The 15,717-nt window shown below is 61.4% G+C and carries 13 protein-coding genes and 1 pseudogene; 8 read left to right on the top strand and 6 right to left on the bottom strand.

Translation table 11 applies throughout. The features are described from left to right. Position 1 precedes the first annotated feature (1 nt). Genes B9Z52_RS15875 through B9Z52_RS15855 form a run of 5 tightly spaced genes read left to right on the top strand, consistent with a single transcriptional unit; the run spans position 2 to position 6,780 of the window. Positions 2-1,123 carry an efflux RND transporter periplasmic adaptor subunit gene (locus tag B9Z52_RS15875; protein ID WP_108414826.1) on the top strand — a complete coding sequence of 374 codons (1,122 nt, stop codon included), beginning with the start codon at positions 2-4 and terminating at the stop codon, positions 1,121-1,123. Positions 1,124-1,135: 12 nt separating this feature from the next. Continuing rightward, positions 1,136-4,327: an efflux RND transporter permease subunit gene (locus B9Z52_RS15870; RefSeq protein WP_108414825.1), complete on the top strand. Its 3,192-nt coding sequence runs from the start codon at positions 1,136-1,138 to the stop codon at positions 4,325-4,327. Positions 4,328-4,367: 40 nt separating this feature from the next. Next, a complete protein-coding gene (locus B9Z52_RS15865; protein WP_108414824.1) occupies positions 4,368-5,027 on the top strand; it encodes a protein-L-isoaspartate O-methyltransferase in 660 nt (219 codons plus the stop codon). 5 nt (positions 5,028-5,032) lie between these two features. Further along, positions 5,033-5,362: a rhodanese-like domain-containing protein gene (locus B9Z52_RS15860; protein ID WP_108414823.1), complete on the top strand. Its 330-nt coding sequence runs from the start codon at positions 5,033-5,035 to the stop codon at positions 5,360-5,362. A gap of 50 nt (positions 5,363-5,412) precedes the next feature. After that, entirely contained in the window at positions 5,413-6,780 is a 1,368-nt protein-coding gene (locus tag B9Z52_RS15855; RefSeq protein ID WP_199222120.1) for a TolC family outer membrane protein, read from the top strand. A gap of 236 nt (positions 6,781-7,016) precedes the next feature. Here the strand turns inward: B9Z52_RS15855 and B9Z52_RS15850 are convergent, their stop codons facing one another. Genes B9Z52_RS15850 through B9Z52_RS15840 form a run of 3 tightly spaced genes read right to left on the bottom strand, consistent with a single transcriptional unit; the run spans position 7,017 to position 10,876 of the window. Continuing rightward, on the bottom strand, positions 7,017-8,363 hold the full coding sequence (locus B9Z52_RS15850) for a 3-deoxy-D-manno-octulosonic acid transferase (protein ID WP_233251995.1): 1,347 nt from the start codon (positions 8,361-8,363) through the stop codon (positions 7,017-7,019). A gap of 12 nt (positions 8,364-8,375) precedes the next feature. Then, complete coding sequence (locus B9Z52_RS15845) at positions 8,376-9,449, bottom strand: glycosyltransferase family 4 protein (protein WP_108414822.1); 1,074 nt, start codon at positions 9,447-9,449, stop codon at positions 8,376-8,378. Between the two features lie 23 nt (positions 9,450-9,472). Beyond that, complete coding sequence (locus B9Z52_RS15840) at positions 9,473-10,876, bottom strand: phosphomannomutase/phosphoglucomutase (RefSeq protein ID WP_108414821.1); 1,404 nt, start codon at positions 10,874-10,876, stop codon at positions 9,473-9,475. A 187-nt stretch (positions 10,877-11,063) separates the two neighbouring features. Here B9Z52_RS15840 and B9Z52_RS15835 point away from each other — a divergent pair, with 187 nt between their 5' ends. Further along, complete coding sequence (locus B9Z52_RS15835; RefSeq protein WP_108414820.1) at positions 11,064-11,564, top strand: methylated-DNA--[protein]-cysteine S-methyltransferase; 501 nt, start codon at positions 11,064-11,066, stop codon at positions 11,562-11,564. A gap of 10 nt (positions 11,565-11,574) precedes the next feature. Next, positions 11,575-12,471, top strand: coding sequence for a DMT family transporter (locus B9Z52_RS15830; RefSeq protein WP_108414819.1), 897 nt, complete (start codon positions 11,575-11,577; stop codon positions 12,469-12,471). On the opposite strand, the gene B9Z52_RS15825 is transcribed toward B9Z52_RS15830, so the two are convergent. Together B9Z52_RS15825 and B9Z52_RS15820 are read right to left on the bottom strand one after the other, a co-directional pair. Beyond that, positions 12,452-13,573, bottom strand: coding sequence for an RNA methyltransferase (locus B9Z52_RS15825; RefSeq protein WP_233251994.1), 1,122 nt, complete (start codon positions 13,571-13,573; stop codon positions 12,452-12,454). The two genes, B9Z52_RS15830 and B9Z52_RS15825, sit on opposite strands and share 20 nt — an antisense overlap. Continuing rightward, complete coding sequence (locus B9Z52_RS15820) at positions 13,573-13,794, bottom strand: SlyX family protein (RefSeq protein ID WP_053175127.1); 222 nt, start codon at positions 13,792-13,794, stop codon at positions 13,573-13,575. Before B9Z52_RS15820 ends, B9Z52_RS15825 begins: the two co-directional genes overlap by 1 nt. A gap of 263 nt (positions 13,795-14,057) precedes the next feature. Between B9Z52_RS15820 and metK the strand changes: the two genes are divergently transcribed. Further along, on the top strand, positions 14,058-15,239 hold the full coding sequence (metK, locus tag B9Z52_RS15815) for a methionine adenosyltransferase (protein WP_108414818.1): 1,182 nt from the start codon (positions 14,058-14,060) through the stop codon (positions 15,237-15,239). A gap of 92 nt (positions 15,240-15,331) precedes the next feature. On the opposite strand, the pseudogene B9Z52_RS15810 reads toward metK, so the two are convergent. Further along, a pseudogene (locus B9Z52_RS15810) lies at positions 15,332-15,589 on the bottom strand (hypothetical protein); the annotation flags it as partial. Positions 15,590-15,717: the final 128 nt, after the last annotated feature.

The following is a 15,717-nucleotide window of genomic DNA, read 5'->3' as shown; positions in this document are numbered from 1 at the left end:
CATGAAAAAATCAACCCTCTGGATCGTGTCGGGTGTGGCCATCGCCGTGCTGGTGGTCGCAGGTGCCCGTTTGCTGAGTCAGCGCAAAGCGGCCAGCGCACCCGCCACCACAGCTGCGGCTGCGCCCGTGATGGAGCTGGCCAGCACCGATGTGCTGACCGTCAAAACCCAAGCCTTGGCCATGGGCCTGCCCGTGTCGGGCGCGCTCAAAGCCACACAAAGCGCCTTCATCAAGGCCCGGGTCGCCGGGGAGCTGGTGGCCCTGAACGTGCGCGAAGGCGATGCGGTGCAAGCCGGCCAGGTCGTGGCGCGTGTAGACCCGATCGAATACCAAGCCCGCCAGCGACAGGCGCAACAGCAAGCCGACTCGGCCAAAGCGCAGGTGGACATTGCCCAGCGCCAGCACGACAACAACAAGGCCCTGGTGGACCAGGGCTTCATCTCGCAAACCGCGCTGATCACCTCGCAAGCCACTTTGAATGGTGCCAAAGCCACCCACATGGCCGCCGTGGCCGCGCTCGACGTGGCCAACAAGGCGATCGACGATGCCAATTTGAAAGCCCCGTTCGCAGGCCAAATTGCACAGCGCCTGGTGCCCCAAGGTGAACGCGTGGCGATTGACGCCCGCATTGTGGAAATCGTGAACCTCTCGCAACTCGAGCTCGAAGCCGCCCTGCCCGCCAACGAGGCCGCCCAAGTGCGTGTGGGCATGAAGGCGCAGCTGCAAGTCGAAGGCTTGAGCACTCCGGTGCAAGCCCGCGTGCTGCGCATCAACCCCAGCGCCCAAGCGGGCAGCCGCAGTGTGCTGGTGTACCTGGGTGTGGCCGGTCGCGAAGGCTTGCGCCAGGGCCTGTTTGCCGAAGGCGCACTGGGCACCCAGACCGTGCAGGCCATGGCCGTGCCGCTCAGCAGCGTGCGCACCGACAAACCGCTGCCTTACGTGCAGGTGCTGGAGAACAACACCGTGCGCCATGTGCCCGTCAAAACAGGCGCGCGCACCGAAGTCCAAGGCCAGACCTTGGTGGCCATCGAAGGCCTGAGCGAAGGTGCGCAAGTGCTGGCCGCCAGCGCGGGCGCTGTGCGCGAAGGCGTGCAGATCAAATTCACGGCCACGGCCCGCTAAAAGGTCAACAGCATGTGGTTCACCCGCGTCAGCCTGAAAAACCCCGTCTTTGCCACCATGGTCATGCTGGCCCTGGTGGTGCTGGGCCTGTTTGCCTACCAGCGCCTCAAAGTTGACCAGTTCCCCAACATCGACTTTCCGGTGGTGGTGGTCAGCACCGAATACCCCGGCGCATCGCCCGAAATTGTCGAAAGCGAAGTCTCCAAAAAGATCGAAGAAGGCGTCAACTCGATCGCTGGCATCAATGCATTGACGTCCCGCAGCTACGAGAACCAGTCGGTGGTGGTGATCGAGTTCCAGCTGCACATCGATGGTCGCAAGGCCGCCGAAGACGTGCGCGAAAAAGTCGCCTCCATCCGCCCCAACCTGCGCACCGAAGTCAAAGAACCCAAGGTGTTGCGCTTTGACCCGTCCAGCAAAGCCATCTGGTCGCTGGCCGTGGTGCCGGACACCACCCAGGCCAAGGTGCCCACCGCGGTGGAGATGACCAACTGGTCCGAACAGGTCCTGAAAAAGCGCCTGGAAAACGTGCGTGGCGTGGGCTCGGTCACCTTGGTGGGCGGCACGCGCCGCGAGATCAACTTGTACCTGCAACCCTCGGCCATGGAAGCGCTGGGCATCACCGCCGACCAAGTGGTGGCCGCCGTGCGCAACGAAAACCAGGATCTGCCCGTGGGTGCGATCCGCTCGCTCGAGCAAGAGCGCATGGTGCAGATCGAGTCGCGCATGAAGCGCCCCGAAGACTTTGGTCAGATCATCGTGGCCCGCAAAGGCGGCTCGCCCGTGCGCCTGTCGCAAGTGGCCACCGTGCAGGACGGCGCACAGGAAATCGACTCGCTGGCACTCTACAACGGCCAGCGCACCTTGCTCTTGTCGGTGCAAAAGTCACAAGACGAAAACACCATCCAGGTGATCGACGGTCTGGTCAAGACCGTGGCCGAGCTGCAAAATCAGCTGCCACCCGGCTTGCGTCTGGAGCCCATCACCGACAGCTCGCGACCCATCCGTGTGGCGGTGGACAACGTGCGCCGCACCCTGATCGAAGGCGCCATCCTGACGGTGCTGATCGTGTTCCTGTTCCTGAACTCCTGGCGCTCCACCGTGATCACCGGCTTGACGCTGCCCATCTCGCTGATCGGCACCTTCATGTTCATGAACATGTTCGGCTTCACCATCAACATGATCACGCTGATGGCCTTGTCGCTGTGCGTGGGCCTCTTGATCGACGACGCCATCGTGGTGCGCGAGAACATCGTGCGCCATGTGCAAATGGGCAAGAACGCTTACGACGCCTCGATGGAAGGCACCTCCGAAATCGGCCTGGCCGTGCTGGCCACCACCTTGTCCATCGTGGCGGTGTTTTTGCCCATCGGTTTCATGGAAGGCATCATCGGCAAGTTCTTCCACGAGTTCGGCATCACCATCGTGGCAGCGGTGGGCATCTCGATGTTTGTCAGCTTCACGCTCGACCCCATGCTGTCGAGCATCTGGCACGACCCGAGCATCGAAGCCCATGGCCAACGCCACGCGCCCGTGACGCTTTACGACAAAACCATTGGCCGCGTGACCCACTGGTTTGACACCGGCACCGACAAGCTGTCCGACGGCTACCAAAAAATCCTCGCTTGGTCGCTGGAGCACAAGCGCAAGACCGTGTTGATGGCCATCGGCGTGTTCGTGACCAGCATCTTCATGGTGCCGCTCTTGGGCACCGAGTTCGTGCCCAAGGCCGACTTTTCTGAAACCTCGGTGAACTTCCAGACGCCCGTGGGCAGTTCGCTCGAAGCCACCGAAGCCAAAGCGCGCCAGGTCGAGAGCATCATCCGCGAGTTCCCTGAAGTGCGTTACACCGTGGCCACGCTCAACACCGGCAACGCGCTGGGCAAGAACAACGCCAGCATCTATGTGCGCCTGATCAACCGCAAAGACCGCCAGCGCAGTGTGGACCAAATGTCGGCGGTTCTGCGCGAACGCTTGCAACAAGTGCCCGGCATCACCGTCACGCACGCGGGCTTGCTCGACAGCGTGGGCGGCAACAAGCAAATCGAATTTTCCATTCAAGGCCCCGACCAGCGCGAGCTGGAACGCCTGACCCTGCAGGCCATGGACAAGCTGCGCGCCATCCCGGGCCTGGTTGACTTGGACTCCAGCGTCAAGGCCAACAAGCCCACCATCGGCGTGCAGGTGCTCACCACCTCGGCGTCTGACCTGGGCCTGGGCACTGGTCAGTTGGCCGGGCCGCTGCGCACCCTGGTGGCCGGGCAAACGGTGGGCAACTGGCGCGCCCCCGACGACCAAACTTACGACGTGAACGTGCGCTTGTCGCCCGACGCCCGCAACAACCTGCAAGACTTGGAACGCCTGCCCTTTGCCATGACCGCCGCCGATGGCAGCACCCGGATCGTGCGCCTGGGTCAGGTGGCCAAGATCAGCGAAAGCACCGGCTCCAACCAGATCAACCGCCGTGACCTGACGCGCGAAGTGGCGATCAATGCCAACGTTTACAACCGCGCTGCAGGCCAAGTCTCGGGCGACATCAAAACCGTCATGGAGGGCCTGAACCTGCCCCCGGGCTACCGCTTCCAGTTTGGCGGCTCCACCAAGAACATGGCCGAATCCTTTGGCTATGCCCTCTCGGCCTTGGCGCTGGCGGTGATCTTCATTTACATGATCCTGGCCAGCCAGTTCAAGAGCTTTTTGCAGCCCCTGGCCCTGATGACCGCCCTGCCTTTGACACTGATCGGTGTGGTGTTGGCCCTGATGGTGTTCCGCTCGACCCTGTCGATGTTCTCCATCATCGGCGTGATCATGCTGATGGGCCTGGTCACCAAAAACGCCATCTTGTTGGTGGACTTCGCCATCCGCGCCCGAGAAGATCAGACGGACAAGGACGGCCGCCGCATCCCCGGAATGGAACGCAGCGAAGCCTTGCTGATGGCTGCCAAAGTGCGTTTGCGCCCCATTTTGATGACCACGCTGGCGATGATTTTTGGCATGGTGCCACTGGCCTTTGCCATGACCGAAGGGTCCGAGCAACGCGCCCCCATGGGCCAAGCGGTCATTGGCGGGGTCATCACCTCGTCGCTGCTGACCCTGGTGGTCGTGCCGGTGGTGTACTGCTACATGGATGACCTGGCGCAATGGCTGCGCCGAAAAGCCGGTTTGGCCCCTGCGCGTCAGGGCTCCGTGGGCACAGGCCAGTAAAATCGGACAGATATTGGAAAACCCCTCAGGAGTAAGAAAAATGGATCTGAACCAGGCCCGCTTCAACATGATCGAACAGCAAATCCGCCCTTGGGAAGTGCTGGACCCGCAAGTGCTGGACTTGTTGTCGGTGGTTCGCCGCGAAGACTTCGCCCCGCTCGCCCACAAGGCGCTGGCGTTTGTGGACATGGAAATCCCCCTGGGCGCTGCCGCCAACCAGGTCATGCTGGCGCCCCGCGTACAAGCCCGCCTGCTGCAAGAGCTGGCCCTGAAGAAAAGCGACAAAGTGCTCGACATCGGCACCGGCTCCGGCTTCATGGCCGCCCTGATGGCCCACCAAGCCGCCAGTGTGCTGAGCCTCGAGACCGAGGCCAGCTTGGCTGCTCAAGCCCAGGCCAACTTGCAAAAAGCAGGTGTGACCCAGGTCAGCGTGCGCGTGGCCGATGGCAGCCAAGGCGCAGCCGCCGACGGTCCTTTTGACGCCATCTTGCTCAACGGCTCGGTGGCCCAGGTGCCTGCGGCCTTGCTGCAACAGCTCACCGTTGGCGGCCGTTTGGTGGCCATCGTGGGGGACGAACCCATGATGCGCGCCACGGTGGTCACCCGCAACAGCGACAACACCTTCACCACGACCGAGCCATGGGACTGCAACGCCCCACGCTTGAACGGCTTCACCGAGCCCTCACGCTTCACATTCTGAGCCCCATGCAACAGATCACGCCTGCACAACTGAACGACTGGGCCGCACAACAAGCTAGCCGCCCTGTGCTCTTGGACGTGCGCGAAGCCTGGGAGCTTCAAACCGCCAGTGCCCGGCCCGACAGCCTGGACGTGGTGCACATGCCCATGCAGACCATCCCGGCACGCCTGGACGAGCTGGACCGGTCGCGCCCCATGGCCTGCTTGTGCCACCATGGTGCGCGCAGCCAGCAAGTGGCCCACTTCCTGGCCCAGCAAGGCTTTGAGGTGGTCAACGTGGCCGGTGGCATCCATGCCTGGTCGCTGCAAGTTGACCCCACTGTGCCCGTGTATTGATTGCAGTTCATTGCGCTTTGCCCATTCATCGGATTTTCAGAAAGCACCCCATGTCGAACAACCACTCCACTTTCACATTGTTCCAACGCTTGCCATTGGCAATGCTCGTGTCACTGGCTTTTGCCAGCACCAGCCAGGCACAAAGTCTGGTCGACATGTACGACATGGCCAAGGGCTATGACGCGGGGTACCAGTCGGCCAAATCGCAGTACGAAGCCAACTTGGCCAAGGCGGATCAGGGCAAAGCCGCTTTGCTTCCCACTGTGGGATTGGGGGCTGGGGCGACGAGATCCAACTTTGAAGCCCACGCCATCAATGGATCATCGTTTACAGCGCAAGATCGCTCTTACACGACACAAACCGCAGGCATCAATGCCACTCAGCCCTTGTACCGTCCTGCAAACTTAGCGACTTACCAACAAAGCCAAAAAGGACTGGATGCAGCCAGGGCAACATTACTTCAGGCAGAACAAGATTTGATCGTACGCACCAGCCAGGCCTATTTCGACGTATTGGGCGCTCAAGACAGCCTGACCTTCGTGAAGGCACAAAAATCCGCTGTCGCCGAACAGCTGGCCAGCGCCAAGCGTAATTTTGACGTCGGCACCGCCACCATCACAGACACCCGTGAAGCTCAAGCGAGATTTGACTTGGTAACGGCGCAGCAAATCGCAGCGGAAAATGATCTCAATGTGAAAACTGTAGCGCTGGAATTACTGGTTGGTAAAACAGGCATGACCCCTTCCGTTTTGACCACTTCTGCTGTACTGCCCCAAGCGCCTGGAGCAGGTCCGCAGGAATGGATCGCACAAAGCGAACAAATCCACCCTGGGATTCAACAAGCCAAAGCCAATTTAGAAATTGCTAAACTGGAAACAGAAAAAGCTGAAGCGGGACATAAACCTACTGTGGACTTCACATTGGGATACAACGTTCAGAAAAACATCAACGGGGCAGCAACAGTTTTCGCCTCATCACAAAACCAAGCCACGGTCACCAGCGCCGGCGTGAGTTTGAACGTTCCAATTTTCGCTGGCTTCGCCACCCAAAACCGCGTTCGTGAAACCTTGGCTTTGGAAGACAAAGCACGCAATGATTTGGAAGGCGCGCAACGCCAGGTGGCCCAAGCCACCCGCACCGCCTACCTGGGCCTGCAATCGGGTCTGGGCCAAGTCAAGGCTCTAGAGGCCGCAGAAGCCTCGAGCCAAGCCGCGCTGGACGCCAACAAACTCGGTTACCAAGTGGGTGTGCGCATCAACATCGATGTGCTCAACAGCCAAAGCCAGCTGTACCAAACCAAGCGCGATCTGGCCAAAGCACGTTACGACGTTTTGGTCGGTCAGCTCAAACTGCGCCAAGCCAGCGGCACGCTCAAGGCAGAAGACCTGCAAAGCATCAACGCATTGCTGCAAAAATAAACACCCCCCTGCTAAGCCCTCAGCCCTCAGCCCTGTTAGCCTTCACTGGTTAGCAGGGCTGAACTGTTTTTGCAGCAAGGGAGACCATGCCTTGCTCGCCATCACGGTCACTGTACTTGCCTTGCGTGCCCCACAGTTAAAGGCAAGGATAGATTTTTGCAGGAGCCCACCCCTGTGGGCGATGAGCGTGGCACAAGGCTGACAAACAGGGTCAGTTCAAACTTCATGGGGCAGCATCAATCATGACCGTTGACTGCACTGGCAATCGATTGGGCGTATCGGTCTGCGGAGCCTCTGCCTTGCGCCACCATGTCCAAGCCCGCTTGTTGCGCTCGCGCCAGCGCAGCGCGGTCGTTCAGCCAGGCCAGCGCTTGGTCCAGCGCACCGTCCATGTCGGCCACGCGCTTGGCTGCGCCAGCCGCCTCGGCCTGTGCTGAGGCCTCGGCGAAGTTGAAGGTGTGCGACCCCATGATGATGGGGCAGCCAAAGGCGGCGGCCTCGATCAGGTTTTGCCCGCCCAGCGGCATGAAACTGCCCCCCAAAAAAGCCATGTCTGCCGCATGAAAATACTGCGGCATCTCGCCCAGGCTGTCGCCCAGCCAGACCTGTGCATCACAAGCCGCTGCAGGCCATGCGCCATCCACCGGCAGCGCGCTGCGCCGAAACACCGAACAAGCTTTGGCTTGCAACAATTGGTTCACTTCGTCAAAGCGCTGAGGATGACGCGGCACCAGCAACCACAGCACCCCTGCATCGGCAAAGGCTTGCCAACGCGCCGGATTGGACGCCAGTGCATCCAGCCACAAGGCCTCTTCCCCTTCACGGGTGCTGGCCAGCATCAGCACTGGACGGCTTTGGCCGCCCTGTGTCCATTGCGCCCGCCATTGCTGCGCCCTCGACAGCGCTTGCGGCTGGGGTTGCACATCGAATTTGAGGTTACCCAGCACCGCATCGACCCGCGCGCCCAAGGCACGCAAACGCTCAGCATCGGCCTCGGACTGCGCCAGCACGCCCGTCAAACCTCGGTACGCAGGCCCTGACAGCCACGCCAAACGCTGAGCCGATCGCAGCGACTTGTCATTGAGCCGCGCATTGACCAGAACCAAAGGCACCGCTTGCTCTTGGCAAGCCTGCACCAAACTGGGCCAGACTTCGGTTTCCATCAAGATGCCGCAACGCGGGCGGTGGTGCTGCAAGAAGCGGCGCGTGGCTTCGGGCGTGTCCCAAGGCAACCAGGCTTGCACATCACCCGGCTGCAGCAGGCTCTGGCCCTGCGCCCAACCGGTGGCGGTGCTGTGCGTGAGCAACAAGCGCATGCCCGGCAGGCGCTGGCGCAAGGCGTCGATCAGCAGGCCTGCCGCACGGGTCTCGCCCAGCGATACCGCGTGCACCCAAACACAGCCAGGTGCCAAAGCCGCGCTGTCGTAAACACCAAAACGCTGCGGGATCTGCTGCAAATAGCCCGGCTCTTGTTGGCCACGGCGCTGCAGTTTGCGGCGCAGCAAGGGCTGCAAACCGCGCATCAACAGCCCATAGGCCGACAGCGACAAGCGCTCAAGCCAAGACATGGCACGCTGGGGCATGGCGCTCAACGCTCAAGCACCCGCAAACAGTTGCGCATAGACGCGGCCAATGCCTTCGGCCTCTTTGGCCAAAGAGAAGTTCTCGACCACACGCTGACGCGCCGCCTGGCCCATGCGCAGGGCTTGCTCGCGGTCGCTCAAGACCTTGCGCACGGCTTGCGCCAAGCCCGGGACATCGCCCGTGTGCACCATCTCGCCGGTCAGTCCGGGGATGGCCAATTGGTCAAACGCACCGGTACGCGAGCACACCAGCGCGCACTCGGTGGCCGCCGCCTCAAACGGCGTGAGGCCAAAAGGCTCGTAACGCGGGCAAGCCACGCACAGCAAGCATCGCTGGTACCACAGGTGCACTTCGCCTGCGGGTACTTCGCCCAAAAAGACGATGCGATCGGCCAAGCCTGCAGCGGCAATTTTGGCTTTGAGTTCGTCTTGGTAAGCCTGGTGCTTGGGTTGGGCCAAACCGGCAATCACCGCCGTGGCTCCGGGCAAATGCGGCAGGGCTTCGATCATGGCGTCCACAAACACATCGCTGCCTTTGTCGGGCCGCACACGGCCAAACACGCCAATGCCGTACTCACCCGGCAAGCCCGATGCTTTCCAGGCCGTGCGCTTGTCGGCCGGTGGTGAAAAGCGTGACAGGTCGATGCCGTGCGGCACCACCGCCGTGGTGTTGGGCACAAACGATGCGGCCAAGGGCGTGGTGGAGATCACCGCGTCCATTTTGGAAATCAACCAACGCGGAAACGCGCCGTGCAAGTGCTGGGCCGCCGAGGTGAACACCAACTTGATGGGCAAGCGCAGCACATCGCGCGCAAAAATCGCGGCCATCATTTCCGGGTCGCGGCGAACATGCCAGATGCGAAACGCCCGCCCCTCAGGGGGCTTGCGCGAGAGCTTCATGGCCTCGCGCAGCGTCATGCCATCAATGCCGTTGGACATGCGGGTGCCGCAAAAGCCCAGCCGCCATTGGTGCGCCTGCAAGGGCACCAGCGCGTTGATGGTGGCCGACACGCCGGTGTAGCGCTCTTTCAGGTTGAAGACGATGACCTCGGGGTCCTGACTGAGCACGGCGTTGGCGGGGTTCATCTGGGGCTTTCGGTGAAGCGTTTTCAGTGAGCAGCAGCGCCAATGTGTGCATCGGGCTTGACCGAGCGCAGCAAGGCCAGCATGTCAGCCTCGATGCGGTGCAGCGCGGCTTCGGTCTGGCCCTCAAAGCGCAACACCAGCACGGGCGTGGTGTTTGAGGCCCGGATCAGGCCAAAGCCATCGGGCCAGTCCACGCGCAGGCCGTCGATGTCAGACACCTTGGCGGGCGCGCTGAAGGTGCTGCCCGCTTTGGCTTGCAGGGCACGCGTCACGCTGTGCGGCTCGCCTTCGGCGCAGGCCACGTTCAACTCGGGGGTGCTGAAGCTGCTGGGCAGCGCGTTGAGCACCACGTTGGCATCGGGGCTCTTGCTCACGATTTCCAGCAAGCGGCAGCCCGCATAGGTGCCATCGTCGAAACCGTACCAGCGCTCCTTGAAAAAGATGTGGCCGCTCATCTCGCCGCCCAGCGGGGCCTGACCGCCTTCGGCCTCGATGGCCTTCATCTTCGCCTTGATCAGCGAGTGACCGGTTTTGTACATCAACGCTTTGCCACCAGCGGCCTCGATGGCTGGGGCCAGGCGCTGCGAGCACTTCACATCAAACAAGATGGTGCCGCCGGGCACGCGGCTGAGCACGTCCTCGGCAAACAATTGCATCTGGCGGTCGGGGTAAATGTTGTTGCCGTCTTTCGTCACGATACCCAATCGGTCGCCGTCGCCGTCAAAGGCCAGGCCCAGTTCGGCCCCGGTGGTTTTCAGGGCGTTCATCAGGTCTTGCAGGTTTTCGGGCTTGCTGGGGTCGGGGTGGTGGTTGGGGAACTCGCCATCGACTTCGCTGAACAGCTCGATCACTTCGCAACCCAGGGCGCGGAAGATGCCGGGGGCTGAGGCCCCGGCAATGCCGTTGCCCGAATCGACCACGATTTTCATGGGGCGCGCCAAACGGATGTCGCCCACGATGCGCTGGGTGTAGTCGGCCAGCACATCCAAATGCGACACGCCGCCACCGGCTTGGAGTTGCCAGGTTTCGGTTTCCATCATCTGGCGCAGGGCCTGGATCTCGTCGCCATAAATGGCACGGCCGGCCAAGACCATCTTGAGGCCGTTGTAATCCTTGGGGTTGTGGCTGCCGGTCACTTGGATGCCGCTTTGGCACGCCGTGTTGGCCGCAAAGTAGAGCATGGGCGTGGTGGCCATGCCGATGTCGATGACCTGAATGCCTGCAGCCACCAAGCCGCGAATCAGCGCGGCCGACAACGACGGACCGCTCAAACGGCCATCGCGCCCCACCGCCACCGTGGTTTGCCCTTCGGCCAACGCCACCGTGCCAAAGGCCTTGCCCAGGCCCTCGGCGACCTGCTCATTCAGCGTAGAAGGGACAACGCCGCGGATGTCATAGGCTTTGAAAATCGAAGGGGTGACTTGCATGGGGTGAAGGAATAAAAAGACTTGGAGAAAAGCCCAACCCGAGCGGGAAAGACCGACTTGAATATTCTGGCCACATTGTAGGGGCCGCAGGTTCGAAACCCGTGCGACACACGGTGTCAGGCAGGTCCGAAACTCGCTGGCTTGGCGTTAACATGGTTATCCCTCGCCTTGCCTTGGAAAGACCGCCATGAAACCTTGGAGCCGTCTGCGCACAGACACCCCTTTGGGGCCGATCACCCTGGCCGCCAATGGCCTGGGCGTTTGTGGGCTGTGGTTTGATGGACAACGCCATGGGCCCAGCCCGGCGCAAATCCAAAGCTGGACCCACACCCCCGATGAGCCATTGCTGTTGCAAGCAGCGGCGCAATTGCAGGCCTACTTCACCGGGCAAAGACACCGCTTCGATCTGCCACTGGATTTGTCCCATGGCACCACTTTCCAGCAATCGGTGTGGCAAGCCTTGCTCCAAATCGATTCTGGACAAAGCCAAAGCTATGGCGATCTGGCCAAACACTTGAACAAGCCCAAGGCGGTGCGAGCCGTAGGCGCAGCCGTCGGGCGCAATCCCATCAGCATCATCGTGCCCTGCCACCGCATTCTGGGGGCCGGTGGTCAACTCACCGGCTATGCTGGCGGTGTGGGGCGCAAAGAGGCGCTGCTGCGACTGGAAGGCCATCCCGGCATCTGACATCTACGCCATGCATTCATCTCACGCCAAAGGCTGGCTGGCCGACTTTTTGATCCTGGCCGCCATCTGGGGCTCCTCCTTTTTATTCATGCGTCTGGCGGCAGTGGAGCTGGGGGCTTTGCCCACAGCGGCAATGCGGGTGGCCATTGCCTCGGCATTCCTGGTGCCGCTTTTGCTGGCCAAGGGCCAATGGACTGATCTGCGTCGGCATTGGCGGCCCGTGCTGTTGGTGGGCGCGCTCAACAGCGGCATCCCGTTTGCCCTGTACGCCTTTGCGGTGATGCACATTACCACCGGTTTTTCATCGATCCTGAATGCCACTGTGCCCTTGTTTGGCGCGGTCGTGGCCTGGCTTTGGCTCGGCGACAAGCCCGGCCTGTCGCGCACCGTGGGTCTGGCCGTTGGCTTTGGTGGGGTGCTGCTGCTGGCCGGTGGGCAAGCGAGCTTCAAGCCCAATGCCTCGGGCATTGCGCCGGCTTGGGCGGTGTTGGCCTGCCTGGGGGCCACCAGCTGTTATGCGCTGTCGGCCAGCTTCACCAAAAAACACATCCCCAGCCTGCCGCCGCTGGTCACTGCCACAGGCAGCCAGATGGGTGCCACCTTGACGCTGGTGCTGCCCGCGCTGTGGTTCCGCCCTGACCATTGGCCCAGCGCCTCGGTCTGGTGGTCCTTGATCACCGTGGGCGTGCTGTGCACCGGCGTGGCCTACATCCTTTATTTCAGGCTGATTGAAAGCGCTGGACCTGCACGCGCTTTGACAGTCACCTTCTTGGTACCGGTCTTTGCCATCGCCTACGGCGTGCTGTTTCTGGGCGAAAACGTCACCGCCTGGATGCTGCTGTGCGGCGCTGTCATTTTGGCGGGCACGGCCCTGTCCAGCGGGCTGGTCAAGCTGCCGGGGCGTTGAGCAGGGAGACGTCGGACCTGAAGGTACCGACCTGCGGGGCGAGGTGTGCGGTCTGGGGCTTCGGCCCTGACACGAACATTTTCACGGGCTGCACGCGCTGCACATCGCGGGCGCGCAACTGGCCGCATCCGCCGTCCACATCCTGTCCCGCTGACTGGCGCAGCTTGGTCAGCACACCGCGCTGATGCAAGGTGCGGGCGATCTCGGCAGCCCGCTCCCAGCTGGGCCGGGCATAGGGCAAATCGGGCACCGCGTTGTAGGGGATCATGTTCATCAGCGCGTACTTGCCTTGAAGCAAACGCACGATGCCCTCAATTTCTTCGGCGCTGTCGTTCACCCCCTCGATCAGCGTCCACTGGTACTGGATCGGGTAGCCGGTGGCACGGGCATACACCTCGCCCGCCTCGACCAAATCTTGCGGGTCAAGGCGCGGCGCACGTGGCAACAACTGCGCACGCAAATCGGCCCGCGTGGTGTGCAGCGACAAGGCCAAGGCAGGCTTGACGCGGCCTTGCGGCAAACGCTCGAACACCCGCGCATCGCCCACGGTGGAAAACACCAGATTTTTGTGGCCGATGTTGCCCACCGTGCCCAACAAATCGATGGCCTCCATGACCGCATCCAGATTGTGCGAAGGCTCGCCCATGCCCATGAAAACGACTTTTTTAACGGGCCTGAGCGTGCGGGCCAGCGCCACTTGCGCCACGATCTCGGCACTGCCTACCTGACGAACCAGGCCCTCACGCCCAGTCATGCAAAACACACAACCGACTGCACAGCCCACTTGAGATGAGACGCACAAACCATCTCGCGGCAACAAAACGCTCTCGATTGTCTGACCGTCTTGCAAGCCGACCAGCAAGCGGGCCGAGCCGTCCTGTCCCGGGTGCTGCTCGCGCAACGTGGCCAAGCTTGCCAGCGTGGCGCTGAGTGCTGGCAATGCCTCTCGCACCGCAGTGGGCATGAAGCTCTCCAGCGGCCTGCGCCCGCTGTTTTGCGGTTTGGCTAGGGTCCACAGACGCAGCACACGTTGCTCGTGCAATGCGTTGGCACCCAGGGCACGCAAATGGTCCCGAATGTCCTGAATGCTGTGGAAGTTCATCAGTAATGCGGCGGGATTTCGTCGCGCAAATTGCGCACTTCAGCGCCACCGCCCGACTCGGGCAAGCGCTCGCGCATCTGACGCAGCTCCTGGATGAGCGCGTCAATTTGCTGTTGCTGGCGATAGACCTGCGCATTGAGCTGGTCCAGCAGGTCCTCGGTAAAGCCGGCCTTGATTTCCAGATCAACCAAGCGGTTTTCAATAGGGGTGGGAATGTCCATAGGGTGTATTGGACATGATTTTTCGAAGCACGCAGGCGGTACACCGAAAGTGTCGAACTCTGTGAGTACCTAAGGGGGCGGTGTATTTGCAGGTCGAAGACGCAAACGCAGCCTCCCCCTTCAAGTTGATACAATCCACAAATCGCTGAGTTATCTGAACTACTTGCAGGGCGATTCATAAAACCTGCTAAAGCGTTCGCCAGGCTCCGGGTTATCAGGGTCGGCAACGCCGACAAACCACTGAAACTTTAGGAGCCTTTTTCATGTCCAACGACTTCCTCTTCACCTCTGAATCCGTCTCGGAAGGCCACCCCGACAAGGTCGCTGACCAGATTTCTGACGCGATCTTGGACGCGATCTTTGAGCAAGACCCGCTGAGCCGCGTGGCCGCAGAAACCTTGACCAACACCGGTCTGGTCGTGCTGGCCGGCGAGATCACCACGCAAGCGAACGTCGACTACATCCAGGTGGCCCGCGACACCATCAAACGCATCGGCTATGACAACACCGAATACGGCATCGACTACAAAGGCTGCGCCGTGCTGGTGGCCTACGACAAACAGTCCAACGACATCGCCCAGGGCGTGGACCACGCATCCGACGACTTTTTGAACATCGGCGCGGGTGACCAAGGCCTGATGTTCGGCTACGCCTGCAGCGAAACACCCGAGCTGATGCCCGCCCCCATCTATTACGCCCACCGCCTGGTCGAGCGCCAAGCCCAGCTGCGCAAAGACGGCCGTCTGCCCTTCTTGCGCCCCGATGCCAAGAGCCAGGTAACCATGCGTTATGTGGACGGCAAGCCGCACAGCATCGACACCGTGGTGCTGTCGACCCAGCACAGCCCCGACCAGTCGGAAACCGCCACCAAGATGAAAGCCAGCTTCACCGAAGCCATCATCGAAGAAATCATCAAACCCGTGCTGCCCAAAGAGTGGCTGCAAGACACCAAGTACCTGATCAACCCCACAGGCCGCTTCGTCATTGGTGGCCCCCAAGGCGATTGCGGCCTGACTGGCCGCAAGATCATCGTGGACACCTACGGCGGCGCTTGCCCCCACGGTGGTGGCGCGTTCTCGGGCAAAGACCCATCGAAGGTGGACCGCTCAGCAGCTTACGCTGCACGCTATGTGGCCAAGAACATCGTCGCCGCTGGCCTGGCCACCCAGTGCCAGGTGCAGGTGGCTTACGCCATTGGCGTGGCCCGCCCCATGAACATCACCGTCAACACCGCCGGTACAGGCGTGATTTCAGACGACAAACTGTCCGCCATGGTGGCCGAACACTTTGACCTGCGCCCCAAAGGCATCATCCAGATGCTGGACCTGCTGCGCCCCATCTACAGCAAGACCGCCGCCTATGGCCACTTTGGCCGCGACGAGCCCGACTTCACCTGGGAACGCACCGACAAGGCTGCTGCGCTGCGCGCTGCTGCAGGCTTGTAAAGCACCGCTTACACAAGCGGTACCCCATCGCCCCAAAGCCGCTCACCGCCAGGTGTGTGGCAGTCTAATTCGTCGTCCCTGCAAAATTCATTTCAAGCCAGCGCCCAGCGCTGATCTGAGTTTTGCAGTCGCTTGTGGCCAATGATTTCGGCCAATTTCTCCAACAAGCCCGCCAAACCGCTCACCTGCAACAGGCACAACAAAAGGCCCAGGCCTTTCTTGACGATCATCCGCAGCAGCCAGCGGATGTTGTAACCCGCAGCGCACAGCACGGCATTCAACGCATCACCCTCTGAGCCTTTGAGGTGGCAGCGGTCCATGCGGTGATCAGCTTTGAGGTGCCCAATGATTGTAAGCAATGGGATGGACGCTCCCACCTACACGGCATCGAAATGTGCCAAAGTGGAGATGCAAATCAACCACTTGAACAGACAGGAGCGTCCGACATGAAGGTTACAACAGTAGGCATCGATCTGGC

Origin of the sequence: Limnohabitans sp. Jir72 (assembly GCF_003063575.1) — a bacterium.
GTDB lineage: Bacteria > Pseudomonadota > Gammaproteobacteria > Burkholderiales > Burkholderiaceae_C > Limnohabitans_A.
This window is presented reverse-complemented; position numbering and strand designations above follow the sequence as displayed.

Excerpts from the sequence above, each read along its gene's own strand:
- B9Z52_RS15830 (WP_108414819.1), top strand. The coding sequence starts at position 11,575 with ATGCATTCATCTCACGCCAAAGGCTGGCTGGCCGACTTTTTGATCCTG.
- B9Z52_RS15840 (WP_108414821.1), bottom strand. The coding sequence starts at position 10,876 with ATGCAAGTCACCCCTTCGATTTTCAAAGCCTATGACATCCGCGGCGTT.
- B9Z52_RS15850 (WP_233251995.1), bottom strand. The coding sequence starts at position 8,363 with ATGCCCCAGCGTGCCATGTCTTGGCTTGAGCGCTTGTCGCTGTCGGCC.
- B9Z52_RS15865 (WP_108414824.1), top strand. The coding sequence starts at position 4,368 with ATGGATCTGAACCAGGCCCGCTTCAACATGATCGAACAGCAAATCCGC.
- B9Z52_RS15835 (WP_108414820.1), top strand. The coding sequence starts at position 11,064 with ATGAAACCTTGGAGCCGTCTGCGCACAGACACCCCTTTGGGGCCGATC.
- B9Z52_RS15845 (WP_108414822.1), bottom strand. The coding sequence starts at position 9,449 with ATGAACCCCGCCAACGCCGTGCTCAGTCAGGACCCCGAGGTCATCGTC.
- B9Z52_RS15855 (WP_199222120.1), top strand. The coding sequence starts at position 5,413 with ATGTCGAACAACCACTCCACTTTCACATTGTTCCAACGCTTGCCATTG.
- B9Z52_RS15820 (WP_053175127.1), bottom strand. The coding sequence starts at position 13,794 with ATGGACATTCCCACCCCTATTGAAAACCGCTTGGTTGATCTGGAAATC.
- B9Z52_RS15875 (WP_108414826.1), top strand. The coding sequence starts at position 2 with ATGAAAAAATCAACCCTCTGGATCGTGTCGGGTGTGGCCATCGCCGTG.
- B9Z52_RS15860 (WP_108414823.1), top strand. The coding sequence starts at position 5,033 with ATGCAACAGATCACGCCTGCACAACTGAACGACTGGGCCGCACAACAA.
- B9Z52_RS15870 (WP_108414825.1), top strand. The coding sequence starts at position 1,136 with ATGTGGTTCACCCGCGTCAGCCTGAAAAACCCCGTCTTTGCCACCATG.
- B9Z52_RS15825 (WP_233251994.1), bottom strand. The coding sequence starts at position 13,573 with ATGAACTTCCACAGCATTCAGGACATTCGGGACCATTTGCGTGCCCTG.
- metK (WP_108414818.1), top strand. The coding sequence starts at position 14,058 with ATGTCCAACGACTTCCTCTTCACCTCTGAATCCGTCTCGGAAGGCCAC.